Source organism: Kitasatospora sp. NPDC096140 (assembly GCF_040303045.1).
Classification (GTDB): Bacteria; Actinomycetota; Actinomycetes; order Streptomycetales; family Streptomycetaceae; genus Kitasatospora.
In genome coordinates this window covers 33,470-47,470 of sequence record NZ_JBEOUW010000022.1, presented here as the reverse complement: position 1 = coordinate 47,470, position 14,001 = coordinate 33,470, and the positions used below count along the sequence as shown (strand labels likewise).

Genomic DNA, 14,001 nt, shown 5'->3' with positions numbered 1-14,001 from the left:
CCTGGTCGCGGCTGCCCCCCCGGTGGGGTCCCCGGGTCGGGCGCGAGTCCGGGTCGTTTTCGCCCTTTGGTTCGGAAACGTTTCGGGGGGGCGAAGGCCCGGAACCGTACGGTTCCGGGCCTTCGCGGCTGTTCGGACCCGGTGTGTCAGCGTCCGGGTGGTGGTTGTCGCTCGTCCGGGTGGCGGCTCGTCCGGATGCGGTCGCACGGTGTAGCCGGTCACCTACGCTGTGCCGGTTGCCTGCTGCCGAGCCTTCTGGAGTCACGGTGCCGACCGAGCCGGACCGCACTGACCTGCCGAACCCCGCCCCGCCGCGGAGCGACCCGGCCGCCCCGCGGGCGAACCGCCGCCGCCGGGCCGCCGCACTGGCGCTGCTCGCCGCCGTGCCCGTCCCGCTGGTCGCCCTCGGGGCGGCGCCGGCCGAGGCGCAGCGCCGGGTGGTCGGGGGCAATGCGGCGAGCACCGTCGACCACCCGTGGATCGTGGCGCTGGCCAGCCGTCAGCAGTTCGGCAGCGGCCGCTCCGGTCAGTTCTGCGGAGGCGCGCTGGTCGGCCCGACCAAGGTGGTGACGGCCGCGCACTGCTTCTACGACGAGGCCAAGGGGCGGGTGGAACGGCCTGGCCTCAAGGTGATCGTCGGCCGGGACGACATGCGCGGCACGTCCGGCCGCGAGGTGCCGGTGCGCTCGGTCTGGATCCACCCCGACTACTCCTTCGCCGCGAACATGAACGACGTCGCGGTGCTCACCCTCGCCGAGCCCCAGGGGGCGCGGCCGGTGGTCGAGCTGGTCGGCCAGGGCGAGACCGCGCCATACGCGGCCGGGACGAGGGCGCGGGTGTTCGGCTGGGGTGACACCACGGGGCGGGGCGACTACTCGCCCGTGCTGCGCGGGGTGGACGTGTCGATGGTCCCGGACGAGTCCTGTGCGCACGCCTACCCGGGCGGGCAGGACGGCAAGTTCGACGCCCGGGGCATGGTCTGCGCGGGCGAGGAGAAGGGCGGCAAGGACGCCTGCCAGGGCGACAGCGGAGGCCCGCTGATCGTCGAGGGGCGGCTGGTCGGCCTGGTCTCCTGGGGGACGGGTTGCGCCGAGGCGGCCCATCCGGGGGTCTACACCCGGATCTCCTCGGTCGCGGACGCGGTGCACTCGGTGCTGTGAGCGGCTTGCGACCGCCGCTGACCTCGCGGTGGGTGACGGGGCGGTCACGTTCTGACGCCGCGTCGGAGAGCGCGGGTCGGGGCGGATGAACGCGGGAGAACCGTCCGCGGAACAGGAGCCGTCCTCCGAGCGGGAGTCGTCCGCGGGGCCGGGACCGTCGGTGGAACAGCAGAGCCGGGCGACCGACCCCCGAGGGGGTCGGTCGCCCGGCTCACCGGTCGCGCGCGGTGCGCGACCGGACACAGCTCGACGTCGGCTGCCGGTGGTGGCGCCTGGGATCAGCGCTCGTCGTCGTCGGCCGTCGCGGTGGTGGTGCTGAGACGGCCGCTCTCGTCCTGTATCTCCACGGCGATCTTCTTGAGCTCGGGCTCGAACTTCCGGCCGTGGTGGGCGCAGAAGAGCAGCTCTCCGCCGCTGGCGAGCACGACGCGCAGGTAGGCCTGGGCGCCGCAGCGGTCGCAGCGGTCAGCCGCGGTGAGCGGGCTCGCAGGTGTCAGAACAGTAGTCACGTCGCCTCTTCTCTAGCTCGACGAGCTGTCGTACCAGGGTCAACATCCAACCAGGCCGAAAACGTTCCCGCTCGTGGCTTTTCTTCTCTGAGGATTCTGCTGTGTTGATGAGGACGTGCCCCGGGGGCCGGTGGTTCATGCGTGCCGGAAACCCGGGATCCGCCCGTCGCTCGAACGTCCGATCGGGATCGGGTTCGAGGTCCGCGTAGCATAATCCTCTGCCGGGTTGGAGCATAAGCCCCGTCCCGGGCCCCGGTAGCCTGCATAACGGCAGTTCCGGAGCCTGTACCGGGCCCCACGATCCGCCAGGACCGGTGCTACCGGGAGGAGATGGCGCCCCGGGGGCCCACGCCCCGGCGCGGTCCTTGTTCGCGCAGCGCGTACAAGCTGCGAGGGGCCGGCTCGACGTGCTGTGCACCCGGCGGAGGGGTGCGGGCACGCAGAGCGACGGATGTCGGTGCGGTGTGCTGCACTGGCGTTTGGTCCGGATCCGTCCGGATGTGACCGATGAGACAGAACTTCACCGAGGAGAGTGCCGCCGTGAGTGCCGAAACGACCGTGCCGTCCGCGCTGCTGGCCGGCGACGACGGTTCCAACTACACCGCGCGGCACCTGCTCGTCCTGGAGGGCCTGGAGGCGGTCCGCAAGCGTCCCGGCATGTACATCGGCTCGACGGACAGCCGCGGCCTGATGCACTGCCTCTGGGAGATCATCGACAACTCCGTCGACGAGGCGCTCGGCGGCTACTGCGACCGCATCGACGTCGTGCTGCACCCCGACTCCTCGGTCGAGGTCCGCGACAACGGGCGCGGCATCCCGGTCGACGTCGAGCCCAAGACCGGGCTGTCCGGCGTCGAGGTCGTGATGACCAAGCTGCACGCCGGCGGCAAGTTCGGCGGCGGCTCCTACGCGGCCTCCGGCGGTCTGCACGGCGTCGGTGCTTCGGTGGTCAACGCCCTCTCCGCCCGGCTGGACGTCGAGGTCGACCGCAGTGGCCACACCCACGCGATCAGCTTCCGCCGCGGCACCCCCGGCATCTTCACCGAGACCAGCCCGGACGCGCCCTTCGAGCCCGCCAACGGCCTGACCAAGGCCCGCAAGGTGCCGAAGACCCGCACCGGCACCCGGATCCGCTACTGGGCGGACCGCCAGATCTTCCTCAAGGACGCCAAGCTCTCCCTGGAGACGCTGCACAGCCGCGCCCGGCAGACCGCCTTCCTCGTCCCCGGCCTGACCATCGTCGTGCGTGACGAACGGCTCACCGAGAGCGAGCAGATCGAGGAGTCGGTCTTCCGCTACGACGGCGGCATCGCCGAGTTCTGCGAGTTCCTGGCCCCCGACAAGCCGGTCTGCGACGTGCTGCGGCTGCGCGGCGAGGGCACCTTCAAGGAGACCGTGCCCGTCCTGGACGAGCTCGGCCACATGACCCCCACCGAGGTCACCCGGCACCTCGGCGTGGACATCGCGCTGCGCTGGGGCACCGGCTACGACACCACCCTGCGCTCCTTCGTCAACATCATCGCCACCCCCAAGGGCGGCACCCACGTCACCGGCTTCGAGCGCTCGCTGGCCAAGACCGTCAACGAGGCGCTGCGGGCGGGCAAGCTGCTGCGCGTCGCCGAGGACGACATCACCAAGGACGACGCCACCGAGGGCCTCACCGCGGTCGTCACCGTCCGGCTCGCCGAGCCGCAGTTCGAGGGCCAGACCAAGGAGGTGCTCGGCACCTCGGCGGCCAACCGGATCGTCGCCGCCGTCCTCGCCAAGGAGCTCAAGGCCTTCCTCACCTCGGCCAAGAAGGACGAGAAGCTCCAGGCACGTGCCGTCCTGGAGAAGGTCGTCGCCGCCGCCCGCACCCGGGTCGCCGCCCGCCAGCACAAGGAGGCCCAGCGCCGCAAGACCGCGCTGGAGACCAGCTCGCTGCCCGCGAAGCTGGCCGACTGCCGCAGCGACGACGTCGACCGCAGCGAACTGTTCATCGTCGAGGGGGACTCCGCGCTCGGCACCGCCAAGCTCGCCCGCAACTCCGAGTTCCAGGCGCTGCTGCCGATCCGCGGCAAGATCCTCAACGTGCAGAAGGCGTCGGTGAGCGACATGCTCAAGAACGCCGAGTGCGCCGCGATCATCCAGGTGATAGGGGCCGGTTCGGGCCGCACCTTCGACATCGACCAGGCCCGCTACGGCCGCGTCATCTTCATGGCCGACGCCGACGTCGACGGCTCGCACATCCGCACCCTGCTGCTCACCCTCTTCCACCGCTACATGCGGCCGATGGTCGAGCAGGGCCGGGTCTTCGCCGCGGTGCCGCCGCTGCACCGGATCGAGCTCACCAGCCCCAAGCGCGGCCAGGAGAAGTACCACTACACCTACTCCGACGCCGAACTGCGCTCCACCCTGCTGGAGTTCCAGCGCAAGAACATGCGCTGGAAGGAGCCGGTGCAGCGCTACAAGGGCCTCGGCGAGATGGACGCCGACCAGCTGGCCGAGACCACCATGGACCCGCGCCACCGCACCCTGCGCCGGATCAACCTGGGCGACCTGGAGCAGGCCGAGAGGATCTTCGACCTGCTGATGGGCAACGACGTCGCCCCGCGCAAGGAGTTCATCGTGGACTCCGCGGCCACCCTGGACCGCTCGCGCATCGACGCCTGACGCGTTCCGCCGCGCGGGCCCTCCATCCACGGGTGGAGGGCCCGCGCGTTTGCGTTCCACCCGAGGTCCACCCCGGCTCCGATCAGCGGGAAGGCGCCGGTCCGTAGCGTCGGAGAGGTCAGCAGAAGCCCTTCCGTCGGGACGGAGAACCTCCCATGAACGCCCTTGCCAACCTCCTCGTGATCGCGGTGGTGGTGGTCCTGGTGGTCCAGCGGCAGATGCGCGTCCAGCGCCTGGACACCGAGCGGCGGTTCTGGCTGCTGCCACTGGTCCTGGGCGTCCTCGCCCTGCGCGATCCGCAGATCATCGACCACGGGCACACCGGACTCTCGGTGGCCCTGCTGGCCGCAGGACTGGTCACGGTGCTCGCGATGGGCTCGGTCTGGGGCTGGACCGTCCGGCTCTGGCGGGATGCCGACGGCGCCGTGCTGGCCAAGGGCACCAAGGCCACGATGGCCGCCTGGGGTGGGATGATCGCGATCCGGATCGGCCTCTACGGGATCGGCTCGGCGCTGCACGTCCACCAGTCGGGCAGCTCGCTGATGCTGGGCATGGCGGTCATGCTGATGGTCCGCTCGCTCGTGGTGAACTGGCGGGCCCGGATGCTGGAGCCCGCCGAGCGGACCGCCGCAGCGCGGTGACCCCGTCGACGGACCGCAGTGATCCACCGCCGGCGGGCCCCGGGGCCGCCGTGAGCACAGAGGAGGCACCCGTGGCCGGGTGGCACTGGACCGGCTGGCCGTCCCGCGAGGGGCTGGAGCGCGAGGCCGAGAGCCGCCCGCGGCGGGTCCTCACCGCGTTCGGCCGGACCGTCCTGCTGGTCGTCGTCGGCTGGGGGACCTTCTCCGACGGCAAGTACGCCGGGTGGGCGGTGGCGGCCGCGGCGGCGGGGCTGGTCGCGGCCGCCGCGCTCTGGGCGCTCTTCCTGCGCGTCACCCGGGAACAGCGCCCGGCGGCCTCGTACCTGCTGTCCGCCGCCCTGGTCGGCGGCGCCTGGCTCGCCAACCGGGGGCTGGCCCACACGCTGGCCGACTTCCTCTGGATCGGGCTAGCCGTCACGGCACTGATCCGGCTGCCGCCCGCGCCCGCGCTGCTCGTCGCCGCGGCCGCGCTGGGCTCCTACACGGCGGCGTCCCCGGCGAGCTGGCTCAGCGTCTCCGCCACCATCGGCGGTTCCGTACTGGTGGGCTTCCTGCTGCGGCTGGACATCGAGGCGCGCGGCACCGCCCGCCGGCTGCTGGTCCAGGAGCGGGCCGCCCGGGCGGCCGAGGCGGAGAGCGCGGCGCTCGCCGAACGGGCCAGGATCGCCCGGGAGATCCACGACGTGCTCGCGCACAGCCTCTCCGCGCAGCTCGTCCACCTGGAGGCGGCCCGGCTGATGCTGGAGCGGGACACCGATCGCGAGCAGATCCGCGAACGGGTCGTCGCCGCCCGGCGGATGGCGCAGGACGGCTTGGCCGAGACCAGGCAGGCGCTGTCCGCACTGCGCGGCGAGCTCACCCCGGTCGGGGAGTTCCTGGTCGAACTGGCCGACCGGGAGCGCGCCCCGCTCACCGTGACCGGAACCCCCCGACCGCTGGCCGCCGAGGCCGCGCTGGCGGTGCGGCGCACGGCGCAGGAGGCGGTGACCAACGTCCGCAAGCACGCGCCGGGCGCCCGCTGCTCGGTCGAACTGCGCTACCTGGACGACGTGGTGGAGCTGGAGGTGCGCAACACCCGGCCACCGCGCGGCGAGTCCTCCGGTGAGCTGGCCGGTAGCGGCGGCGGGTACGGTCTGCTGGGAATGCGCGAACGCGCGGAACTGCTGGACGGCACGCTGCTGGCGGGCCCGGAGGACGGAGGGTGGCGCGTGCTGCTGCGGGTGCCGGCATGACGGCGGCGGTCACCAGGGTGCTGGTGGCGGACGACCAGACGGTGGTGCGCGAGGGCATCGTGATGCTGCTGGGGCTGCTGCCCGGCATCGAGGTGGTCGGCGCGGCGGGGGACGGTGAGGAGGCCGTCGCCCTGGTGGAGCGGCATCACCCGGACGTGGTGCTGATGGATCTCCGGATGCCGCGCTGCGACGGCGTCGAGGCGACCCGGCGGATCCGGGCGGCGCACCCGGAGACCGAGGTGGTGGTCCTCACCACCTACGCCGACGACGACTCCCTGTTCCCGGCCCTGCAGGCCGGCGCGCGCGGCTACCTCACCAAGGACGCCGGAGCCGAACAGATCGCCCGGGCCATCGCGGACGTCCGGGCGGGCACGGCCGGGCTCTCCCCGCAGGTCCAACTCCGGCTGCTGGAAAGGTTGTCGGAGCAGCAGGGCCGGTCCGCGCCGACGGCCGATCGGCCCGCCGCCCGGCCGGGGGAGCTGCCCGACGGGCTGACCGCCCGGGAGGCCGAGGTGCTGGCGCTGATCGCGGAGGGGCTCTCCAACGCCGAGATCGCCCAGCGGCTGTTCGTCAGCCAGGCCACGGTGAAGACCCACATCAACAACCTGTTCGCCAAGACCGCCGTCCGGGACCGGGCGCAGGCGGTCGCATACGCGTTCCGACACGGAATCACCGGTACGCAGCAGTAGTCGGATGAGTGTCTGTCGGATGATCGATCACCTCATCGAGTGAACGTATCTGCGATGGTCGGAGGGGCTGTCCGGGGGCCAGCATCATGGTTCGGGTCAGAACGTCCGGCCGTCCAGGAGCAGCAGTGCCACAGCAACAGGCGAGCAGTCCCGGCCAGGGGCAGCGATTCGACTGGTGGGCCGCTCCGGCCGCCGGCATCCCGTCCGACACCCCGTCCGGTGACCCGGCCGACGCCCCGTCCGGCGTCGCGCCGGGGGCTCCGTCCGGCATCCCGTCGGGCATCCCGTCCGAGCAGTCGGCGGCGCACCGCCGAACGGCCGTACCGGCGCAGCCGGTGCCCGTCCGGACGGCCCCCACCCATCCGGCCCCGGCCCACACGGCCCCCGCCCGTGCGGAGCACCCGGTCGCGGCCGGGCCCGAACCGTGGGCCGCCGCGGCGCCGGTCGACGGGACCGCCGTCCCGCCGGTCCACCGGGACGGGCCGCCCGCCGCGGCCGCTCCGGAGGCCGTCGACCGCACCGAGGTCTACCGGGCCGTCCAGGCCAGCGCGGCCTTCCAGGCCATCCGCCACAGCTACCGCTCGTTCGTCTTCCCGGTCGCCGGGGCCTTCCTCGGCTGGTACCTGCTGTACGTCGCCGCCCAGGCGGCCGCCCCCGGCCTGATGCGCACCCCGGTGGCCGGGCCGTTCAACGTGGCCTGGCTGCTCGGCCTGCTGCAGTTCGCCTCCACCTTCCTGCTCACCTGGCTCTACGCCCGCAACGCCCGGACCAAGCGCGACCGCGCCGCCCTGGGCCTGCGCTGGGACACCCAGGACCAACTGCGATGACGAGCGTGATGACGACCCTGATGACCGGTGCGGTGAGGAACACGGTGACGACCGTGCTGACGACCGCCACCCCGCCCCCCGTCGCCCCCACCGGCGACCACCACTCGCTCGCGATCGTGCTGTTCGCCGTCGTCGTCCTGGTCACCCTCGGCATCACCCTCTGGGTCGGCCGCCAGGGCAACGCCGCCGAGGACTTCTACGCCGGCGGCCGCGACTTCACCCCGCTGCAGAACGGCTTCGCGCTCTCCGGCGACTACCTCTCCGCCGCGTCCTTCCTGGGTGTCGCCGGGCTGATCGCCCTGTACGGCTACGACGGCGTGCTCTACAGCATCGGCTTCCTGGTCGCCTGGCTGGTGGTGCTGATGCTGGTCGCCGAACTCGTCCGCAACGCCGGCCGGTACACCCTGGCCGACGTGCTCGCACTGCGGCTGCGCCGCCGCAAGGTGCGCGCCGCGGCCGGCGGCGCCAGCGTCGTCGTCACCCTGCTCTACCTGGTCGCCCAGATGGTCGGCGCCGGTTCGCTGGTCGCCCTGCTGCTCGGCACCGACAGCCCGCACGCCCGGACCTGGACGATCATCGCGGTCGGTGCCCTGATGATCGTCTACGTCACGATCGGCGGGATGCGGGCCACCACCTGGATCCAGATCATCAAGGCCTGCCTGCTCACCGCCGGTTCGGTGCTGCTCACCGTGCTGCTGGTGGTCCGCTTCCACGGCGACCTCGGCGAGCTGATGCGCCAGGCCGCGCAGCACAGCGGCGCCGGGCACCGCTACCTGGAACCCGGGCTCAAGTACGGGCACAGCTTCACCAGCCGGCTGGACTTCTTCAGCCTCGGCCTCGCCCTGGTGCTCGGTACGGCCGGCCTGCCGCACATCCTGTCCCGCTTCTACACCGTGCCCACCGCGCGCGCCGCGCGCCGCTCCACGATGTGGGCGATCGGTCTGGTCGGCGGCTTCTACCTGATGGCCATCGTGCTGGGCCTCGGTGCCACCGCGCTGGTCGGCTCGGCCGAGGTGCGGCACGCCAACTCGGCCGGCAACACCGCCGTACCGCTGCTCGCCCTGGTGCTCGGCGGCGGCAACGGCAGCACCGGCGGGGTGGTGCTGTTCGCGCTGATCTCGGCGATCGCCTTCGCCACCATCCTCGCCGTGGTGGCCGGGCTGACCCTGGCGTCCTCGGCGGCCTTCGCCCACGACATCTGGGCCGGGGCCTGGCGCACCCGGCCGCGCCGGGCCCGGGCAGCGCGCCCCCGGGGGCGCCGGCGGCGGGGCGAGGCCGTCCCGGCGACCCGGTCGGCCGAGGGCGTCGCGACGTCCCGGTCCGCGGGGGAGCCGGGGCCCGGGGCCGGAGACCAGCAGGAGGTCGTCGTCGCCCGCTTCGCGGCCGGCGGGATCGGCGCGGCGGCGATCGTGATCAGCCTCTACGCGCAGCAGCTGAACGTCGCCTTCCTGGTCGGCCTGGCCTTCGCCGTCGCCGCCTCCGCCAACCTGCCCGTCCTGCTGTACAGCCTGTTCTGGTCGCGGTTCACCGCCCGCGGCGCGGTCTGGTCGGTGTACGGCGGGCTGGTTCCGGCGATCGTGCTGGTGTTCTTCTCGCCGGTGGTCTCCGGCACCAAGGTGGCGCTCTTCCCCGGCGTCGACTTCCACTGGTTCCCGCTGGAGAACCCCGGCATCGTCTCCATCCCGCTCGGCTTCCTGGCGGGCTGGATCGGGACGATCACCTCGCCCGAGCCCGCCGACGCGGACCGGTTCGCCGAGCTGGAGGTGCGGGCCCTCACCGGTGCGGGCGCGGCCTGAGCCGTCGCGCCCGGGGAACCCCGGCGGGCCTGGGGCCGCCGGGGTTCCCCCATGTCCGGGGCCGGGGCCGGACCAGGGTCAGGGCCAGGTCAGGGCCGGGAGCAGGTCACGATCGGGCCGGGCGCCGCGCCGCGGGCCGGGGCTACGTGCGGGCCGCCAGCCCGTAGCGGTGCTCCGGGCGGCCGGTGTCGCCGTACCGCAGGGTCAGCCGCAGCCGGCTGTCCCGTTCCAGCTGCTTGAGGTAGCGCTGCGCCGTGGAGCGGCTCAGCCCGGTGGCGTCGGCGACCTCCTGGGCGGACAGCGGCCGCCCCGCCCCGCGCAGCACGCCCAGCACCAGGTCGGTGGTCGGCGCCGAGTGCCCCTTGGGCAGCGTCCCGGCCGGGGCGGCGGCGCTGCGCAGGGTCGCGAACAGCCGGTCCACCTCGTCCTGGCCGGCCTCCCGGGCCGGAGCGGCGAGCGCGTGCCGCAGCTGCGCGTACGCCGCCAGCTTGTCCCGCAGACCGGCGAAGGTGAACGGCTTGACCAGGTACTGCAGCGCGCCGTGCTGCATCGCGGCGTGCACCGTCGACACGTCGCGGGCGGCGGTCACCATCATCACGTCGCAGGTCACGTGGCGTTCCCGCAGCCGACGGACCAGGGCCAGGCCGGTCTCGTCGGGCAGGTGGTGGTCGAGCAGCAGCAGGTCCACCGGCCGGCGCTCCAGCGAGGCCAGTGCCTCCCCCGCCGAGTGCGCGGTGCCGACGACCCGGAAACCCGGCACCTTGGCCACGTACGCGGCGTGCACGTCGGCGACCCGGAAGTCGTCGTCCACCACGAGTACGTCGATCATCACGCCTCCACGAGCCGATCGGTGAGCAGGGCCTCGGGCAGCTCGACGGTGAACCGGGCGCCGCCCATCGGCCCGGCGTCGAGCACGATCCGGCCGCCGGTCCGTTCGACCAGCCGCCGCACCATCGCCAGTCCCAGCCCGCGCGGACGGTGCGCGGGTGCGTCCTTGCTGGTCCACCCCTCCTCGAAGACCCGCTCGCGCAGCTCCTCCGGCACGCCCGGGCCGCTGTCCGCGACCTGTAGCAGCAGGGTGGAGCCGGACGCCGCGAGGCTCACCTCCACCCGGCCGCCTCCGCCGGGCGTCAACGCGTCCACCGCGTTGTCGACCAGGTTGCCGAGCACCGTCACCAGCGCCCGCGCGTCCACCACCGCGTCCGGCAGGTGCGCGGCCGGGGCCAGCGCCAGGCGGATCCCGCGCTCGCCCGCCACCGCCGTCTTGCCCGCCAGCAGCGCCGCGACGTGCGGATCCTGCACCTGTTCGGCGATCCGCGCGGCGACCACGGCGTGCGAGCCGGACTGCTCCGAGATGAACGCCACCGCCTGCTCGTGGCGGCCCAGTTCCAGCAGGCCCAGCAGGGTGTGCATCCGGTTGGCGTGCTCGTGGTCCTGGGCGCGCAGCGCCTCGGTGAGGCTGCGGGTGGTGTCCAGCTCGCGGACCAGCGACTCCAGCTCGGTGCGGTCGCGCAGCGTGACCACCGCGCCGCCCACGGGCCGGCCGCCGAGCTCCGCGGCGGTCGCCATCCGGTTCACCACGAGCACGCGGTCGTCCCGGACGGCCGGCAGGTCGGCGCCGGTGATCCGCCCGGTCAGCACGTCGGTCAGCCGGCCCGGCGGCAGCACCTCGGCGATCGGGCGGCCGGTGCAGTCCCCGGGCAGGCCGAGCAGCCGGACCGCCTCGTCGTTGGCCAGCCGGATCCGGCCGCGCTCGTCCAGCGCGAGCATGCCCTCGCGGATGCCGTGCAGCATCGCCTCCCGCTCCACGAGGAGGGCGGAGATGTCGGCCAGCGCGATGTTGTGGGTGCGGCGCTTGAGCCGTCGGGCCAGGGCGAGCGTGGCGACCGTACCGGCGGCCAGGCCGGCGCCCGCGCACAGCAGGATCCCGGTGAGCATCTTCAGCAGCCGGCGGCGGATCGAGTCGTCGCTGATGCCCACCGACACCTCGCCGACGATCCGGCCGTCCGACATCCGCAGCGGCACCTTGCCGCGCGCGGTGCGGCCCAGGGTGCCCTCCTGGATCGCGGTGACGCTGCGGCCGGCCAGCGCGGGCTCCGGGTCGGTGCTGACCCGGTGGCCGATCCGGCCCGGGTCGGTGTGCGAGAGCCGGATCCCGTCCAGGTCGGTGACCACCACGAAGCTGGCGCCGGTGGCCAGGCGGATCTGCTCGGCGTTGCGCTGCGCGGTGACCACGTCGCGGGCGTCGGCGGCCCGCGCGATCGTCTCGTCGGTCGCGGTGGCCTGGGCGATCGACAGCGCCCGCTGCATCGCGTCGTGGTCCAGCTCGCTGCTGACCGGGGCCAGGAACAGCCCGGCGGTCACGGCGGTGACACCGACGGTGACGACGGTCTGGCTCAGCAGCAGCTGCGCGAAGACCCGGCGGGGCCAGTGGGGGAGTTTCATCCGGGCCTCCTCTCGGCGGCTTCGGGCGGTTCCGCGGGGGTGCGGGTGGTTCCGGGGGCGGGTGGTTCGGGGGCGTTCGGTCCCGTGGGGGAGCGGGACGGTTCTCGGGCGGGGCCGTGAGCTCGGGAGGAGCCGGGGGCGTCCGCGGGTGGGGGTCGGGACACCCTACGTTTCGGGCGGGTTTCTGTCAGCCGCGTCCCCGCAGTTGTAGCGGAAGCAAAACGAGCAGAACACCCCTCAATGCGGAGAAGTCGCACTACGCGAAGAAGGCTCCCGCCGGGGCCGGGGCCGCTCCTACCTTTCCGGGGCAAGCACTGACCCGGGAGGAACGAATGAGCACAACCCCGGCGATCGAGCTGACCGGCGCGACCAAACGGTTCCGCACCCCGTCCGGGGCCCTGCACACCGCCGTCCGCGATCTCGATCTGACCGTCGCCCAGGGCGAGTTCGTCGCCGTCGTGGGCCCCACCGGCTGCGGCAAGTCGACCACGCTGACCCTGGTCAGCGGTCTGGAGGAGCCCACCGAGGGCGAGGTCCGGGTGTACGGCGAGCCCGTCGGCGGGATCGACCCGAAGGTCGGGTTCGTCTTCCAGCAGGACGCCGTCTTCCCCTGGCGCACCGTCCTGTCCAACGTCATGGCCGGTCCGCGCTTCCGCGGCGTGCCGGCCGCCGAGGCCAGGGAGCGGGCCCGGGACTGGCTCGGCCGGGTCGGCCTGGCCGCCTTCGAGGACCGCTACCCGCACCAGCTGTCCGGCGGCATGCGCAAGCGCGTCGCGCTCGCCCAGACCTTCGTCAACGACCCGGCGATCCTGCTGATGGACGAGCCGTTCTCGGCGCTGGACGTGCAGACCCGCGCCCTCATGTCGGACCAGCTGTTGGAGCTGTGGGCCGGCACGGGCTCGTCGGTCGTCTTCGTCACCCACGACCTGGACGAGGCCATCGCGCTCGCCGACCGGGTCGTCGTCATGACCGCCGGACCGGCCACCGTCAAGGAGGTCTTCACCGTCGACCTGCCGCGACCGCGCACCGTGGAGGCCGTCCGGCTGGAACCGAGGTTCGTCGAGCTGTACCGCGAGATCTGGGCCTCGCTCGGCGAAGAGGTGCGCATCACCCGGGAGAGAGGAGCGGGTCGTGCCGCTTGATACCGCGCCCGAGAGCGCGTCCGAGACCGCGTCGTCCGCCGCCGGGAAGCCCCCGGCCGTCACGACGAGAACCGAGGCCCGCGAACGGGCCGCCCGCAACCGGAAGTTGGGAGTCCTCGCCGCCAGGGGTGCGGTCCTCGCCGCCTTCCTCGGCCTCTGGGAGGTCTGCGCCCGGACGGGCGTCATCGACCCGTTCAACTTCTCGCAGCCGTCGAGGATCTGGGACCAGATCTGGCAGTGGATCACCCACGGCACCGCGCAGGGCTCGCTCGGCGAGCAGATCGGCTACACCCTCTACGAGGCCCTCACCGGCTGGGTGATCGGCGTCGTCGGCGGGGTGCTGCTGGGCATCGCACTCGGCCGGATCCGTTTCCTGGCCGACGTGTTCGGGCCGTACGTCAAGGTGCTCAACGCGATCCCGCGGATCGTGCTCGCGCCGATCTTCCTGATCTGGTTCGGCCTCGGCCCGGCCTCCAAGGTCGCCTCCGCCGTGGTGCTGGTGTTCTTCCCGGTGTTCTTCAACGCCTTCCAGGGCGCCCGTGAGGTGGACCGCAACCTCGTCGCCAACGCCCGCATCCTGGGCGCCGACAACCGCAGGGTCACCCTCCAGGTGGTCATCCCCGCCGCCACCACCTGGATCTTCACCAGCCTGCACGTCAGCTTCGGCTTCGCGCTGATCGGTGCCATCGTCGGCGAGTACATCGGTGCGACCAAGGGGCTCGGCCTGCTCGTCGCGGCCGCCCAGGGCACCTTCAACGCGGCCGGCGTGTACGCCGCCATGACCATCCTCGCCGTCGTCGCGCTGCTCACCGAGGGGCTGCTGACCTTCGCCGAGAAGAAGCTGTTCCGCTGGAAGCCCGCCGACGCGGGCGACGGCCGCTGACCCCCCCTGCCGGCAAGAAGAGAGA

Annotated in this window: 12 protein-coding genes; 9 read left to right on the top strand and 3 right to left on the bottom strand. The window is 73.1% G+C overall.

Annotation, left to right across the window (positions count from 1 at the left end):
- The first annotated feature begins 293 nt into the window (after positions 1-293).
- On the top strand, positions 294-1,160 hold the full coding sequence (locus tag ABT048_RS23095) for a S1 family peptidase (protein WP_402804926.1): 867 nt from the start codon (positions 294-296) through the stop codon (positions 1,158-1,160).
- 278 nt (positions 1,161-1,438) lie between these two features.
- On the opposite strand, the gene ABT048_RS23090 is transcribed toward ABT048_RS23095, so the two are convergent.
- Positions 1,439-1,669, bottom strand: a complete 231-nt coding sequence (locus tag ABT048_RS23090) for a DUF7455 domain-containing protein (protein ID WP_350523343.1) — start codon at positions 1,667-1,669, stop codon at positions 1,439-1,441.
- Positions 1,670-2,209: 540 nt separating this feature from the next.
- Here ABT048_RS23090 and ABT048_RS23085 point away from each other — a divergent pair.
- The 6 genes from ABT048_RS23085 (at position 2,210) to ABT048_RS23060 (ending at position 9,506) form a co-directional block, all read left to right on the top strand.
- Entirely contained in the window at positions 2,210-4,321 is a 2,112-nt protein-coding gene (locus ABT048_RS23085; RefSeq protein ID WP_350523342.1) for a DNA gyrase/topoisomerase IV subunit B, read from the top strand.
- Positions 4,322-4,476: 155 nt separating this feature from the next.
- Positions 4,477-4,962 (top strand): DUF1453 domain-containing protein, encoded by a 486-nt coding sequence (locus ABT048_RS23080; RefSeq protein ID WP_350523341.1) that lies wholly within the window; start codon positions 4,477-4,479, stop codon positions 4,960-4,962.
- Between the two features lie 71 nt (positions 4,963-5,033).
- Positions 5,034-6,194 carry a sensor histidine kinase gene (locus ABT048_RS23075; RefSeq protein ID WP_350523340.1) on the top strand — a complete coding sequence of 387 codons (1,161 nt, stop codon included), beginning with the start codon at positions 5,034-5,036 and terminating at the stop codon, positions 6,192-6,194.
- Positions 6,191-6,883 (top strand): response regulator transcription factor, encoded by a 693-nt coding sequence (locus ABT048_RS23070; protein WP_350523339.1) that lies wholly within the window; start codon positions 6,191-6,193, stop codon positions 6,881-6,883. Before ABT048_RS23075 ends, ABT048_RS23070 begins: the two co-directional genes overlap by 4 nt.
- A gap of 125 nt (positions 6,884-7,008) precedes the next feature.
- On the top strand, positions 7,009-7,710 hold the full coding sequence (locus tag ABT048_RS41705; RefSeq protein WP_502894061.1) for a DUF485 domain-containing protein: 702 nt from the start codon (positions 7,009-7,011) through the stop codon (positions 7,708-7,710).
- Complete coding sequence (locus ABT048_RS23060) at positions 7,707-9,506, top strand: solute symporter family protein (RefSeq protein ID WP_350523338.1); 1,800 nt, start codon at positions 7,707-7,709, stop codon at positions 9,504-9,506. Before ABT048_RS41705 ends, ABT048_RS23060 begins: the two co-directional genes overlap by 4 nt.
- Positions 9,507-9,648: 142 nt before the next feature.
- Here ABT048_RS23060 and ABT048_RS23055 read toward each other — a convergent pair whose 3' ends face one another.
- Complete coding sequence (locus ABT048_RS23055; RefSeq protein WP_350523337.1) at positions 9,649-10,335, bottom strand: response regulator; 687 nt, start codon at positions 10,333-10,335, stop codon at positions 9,649-9,651.
- The gene (locus tag ABT048_RS23050; RefSeq protein ID WP_350523336.1) at positions 10,335-11,951 is read right to left on the bottom strand and encodes a sensor histidine kinase; all 1,617 of its coding nucleotides are present in this window, start codon (positions 11,949-11,951) and stop codon (positions 10,335-10,337) included. Before ABT048_RS23050 ends, ABT048_RS23055 begins: the two co-directional genes overlap by 1 nt.
- Positions 11,952-12,283: 332 nt before the next feature.
- On the opposite strand from ABT048_RS23050, the gene ABT048_RS23045 reads away from it, so the two are divergent.
- Both ABT048_RS23045 and ABT048_RS23040 read left to right on the top strand, forming a co-directional pair.
- A complete protein-coding gene (locus tag ABT048_RS23045) occupies positions 12,284-13,093 on the top strand; it encodes an ABC transporter ATP-binding protein (RefSeq protein ID WP_350523335.1) in 810 nt (269 codons plus the stop codon).
- Positions 13,083-13,976 carry an ABC transporter permease gene (locus tag ABT048_RS23040; RefSeq protein WP_350523334.1) on the top strand — a complete coding sequence of 298 codons (894 nt, stop codon included), beginning with the start codon at positions 13,083-13,085 and terminating at the stop codon, positions 13,974-13,976. Before ABT048_RS23045 ends, ABT048_RS23040 begins: the two co-directional genes overlap by 11 nt.
- Positions 13,977-14,001: the final 25 nt, after the last annotated feature.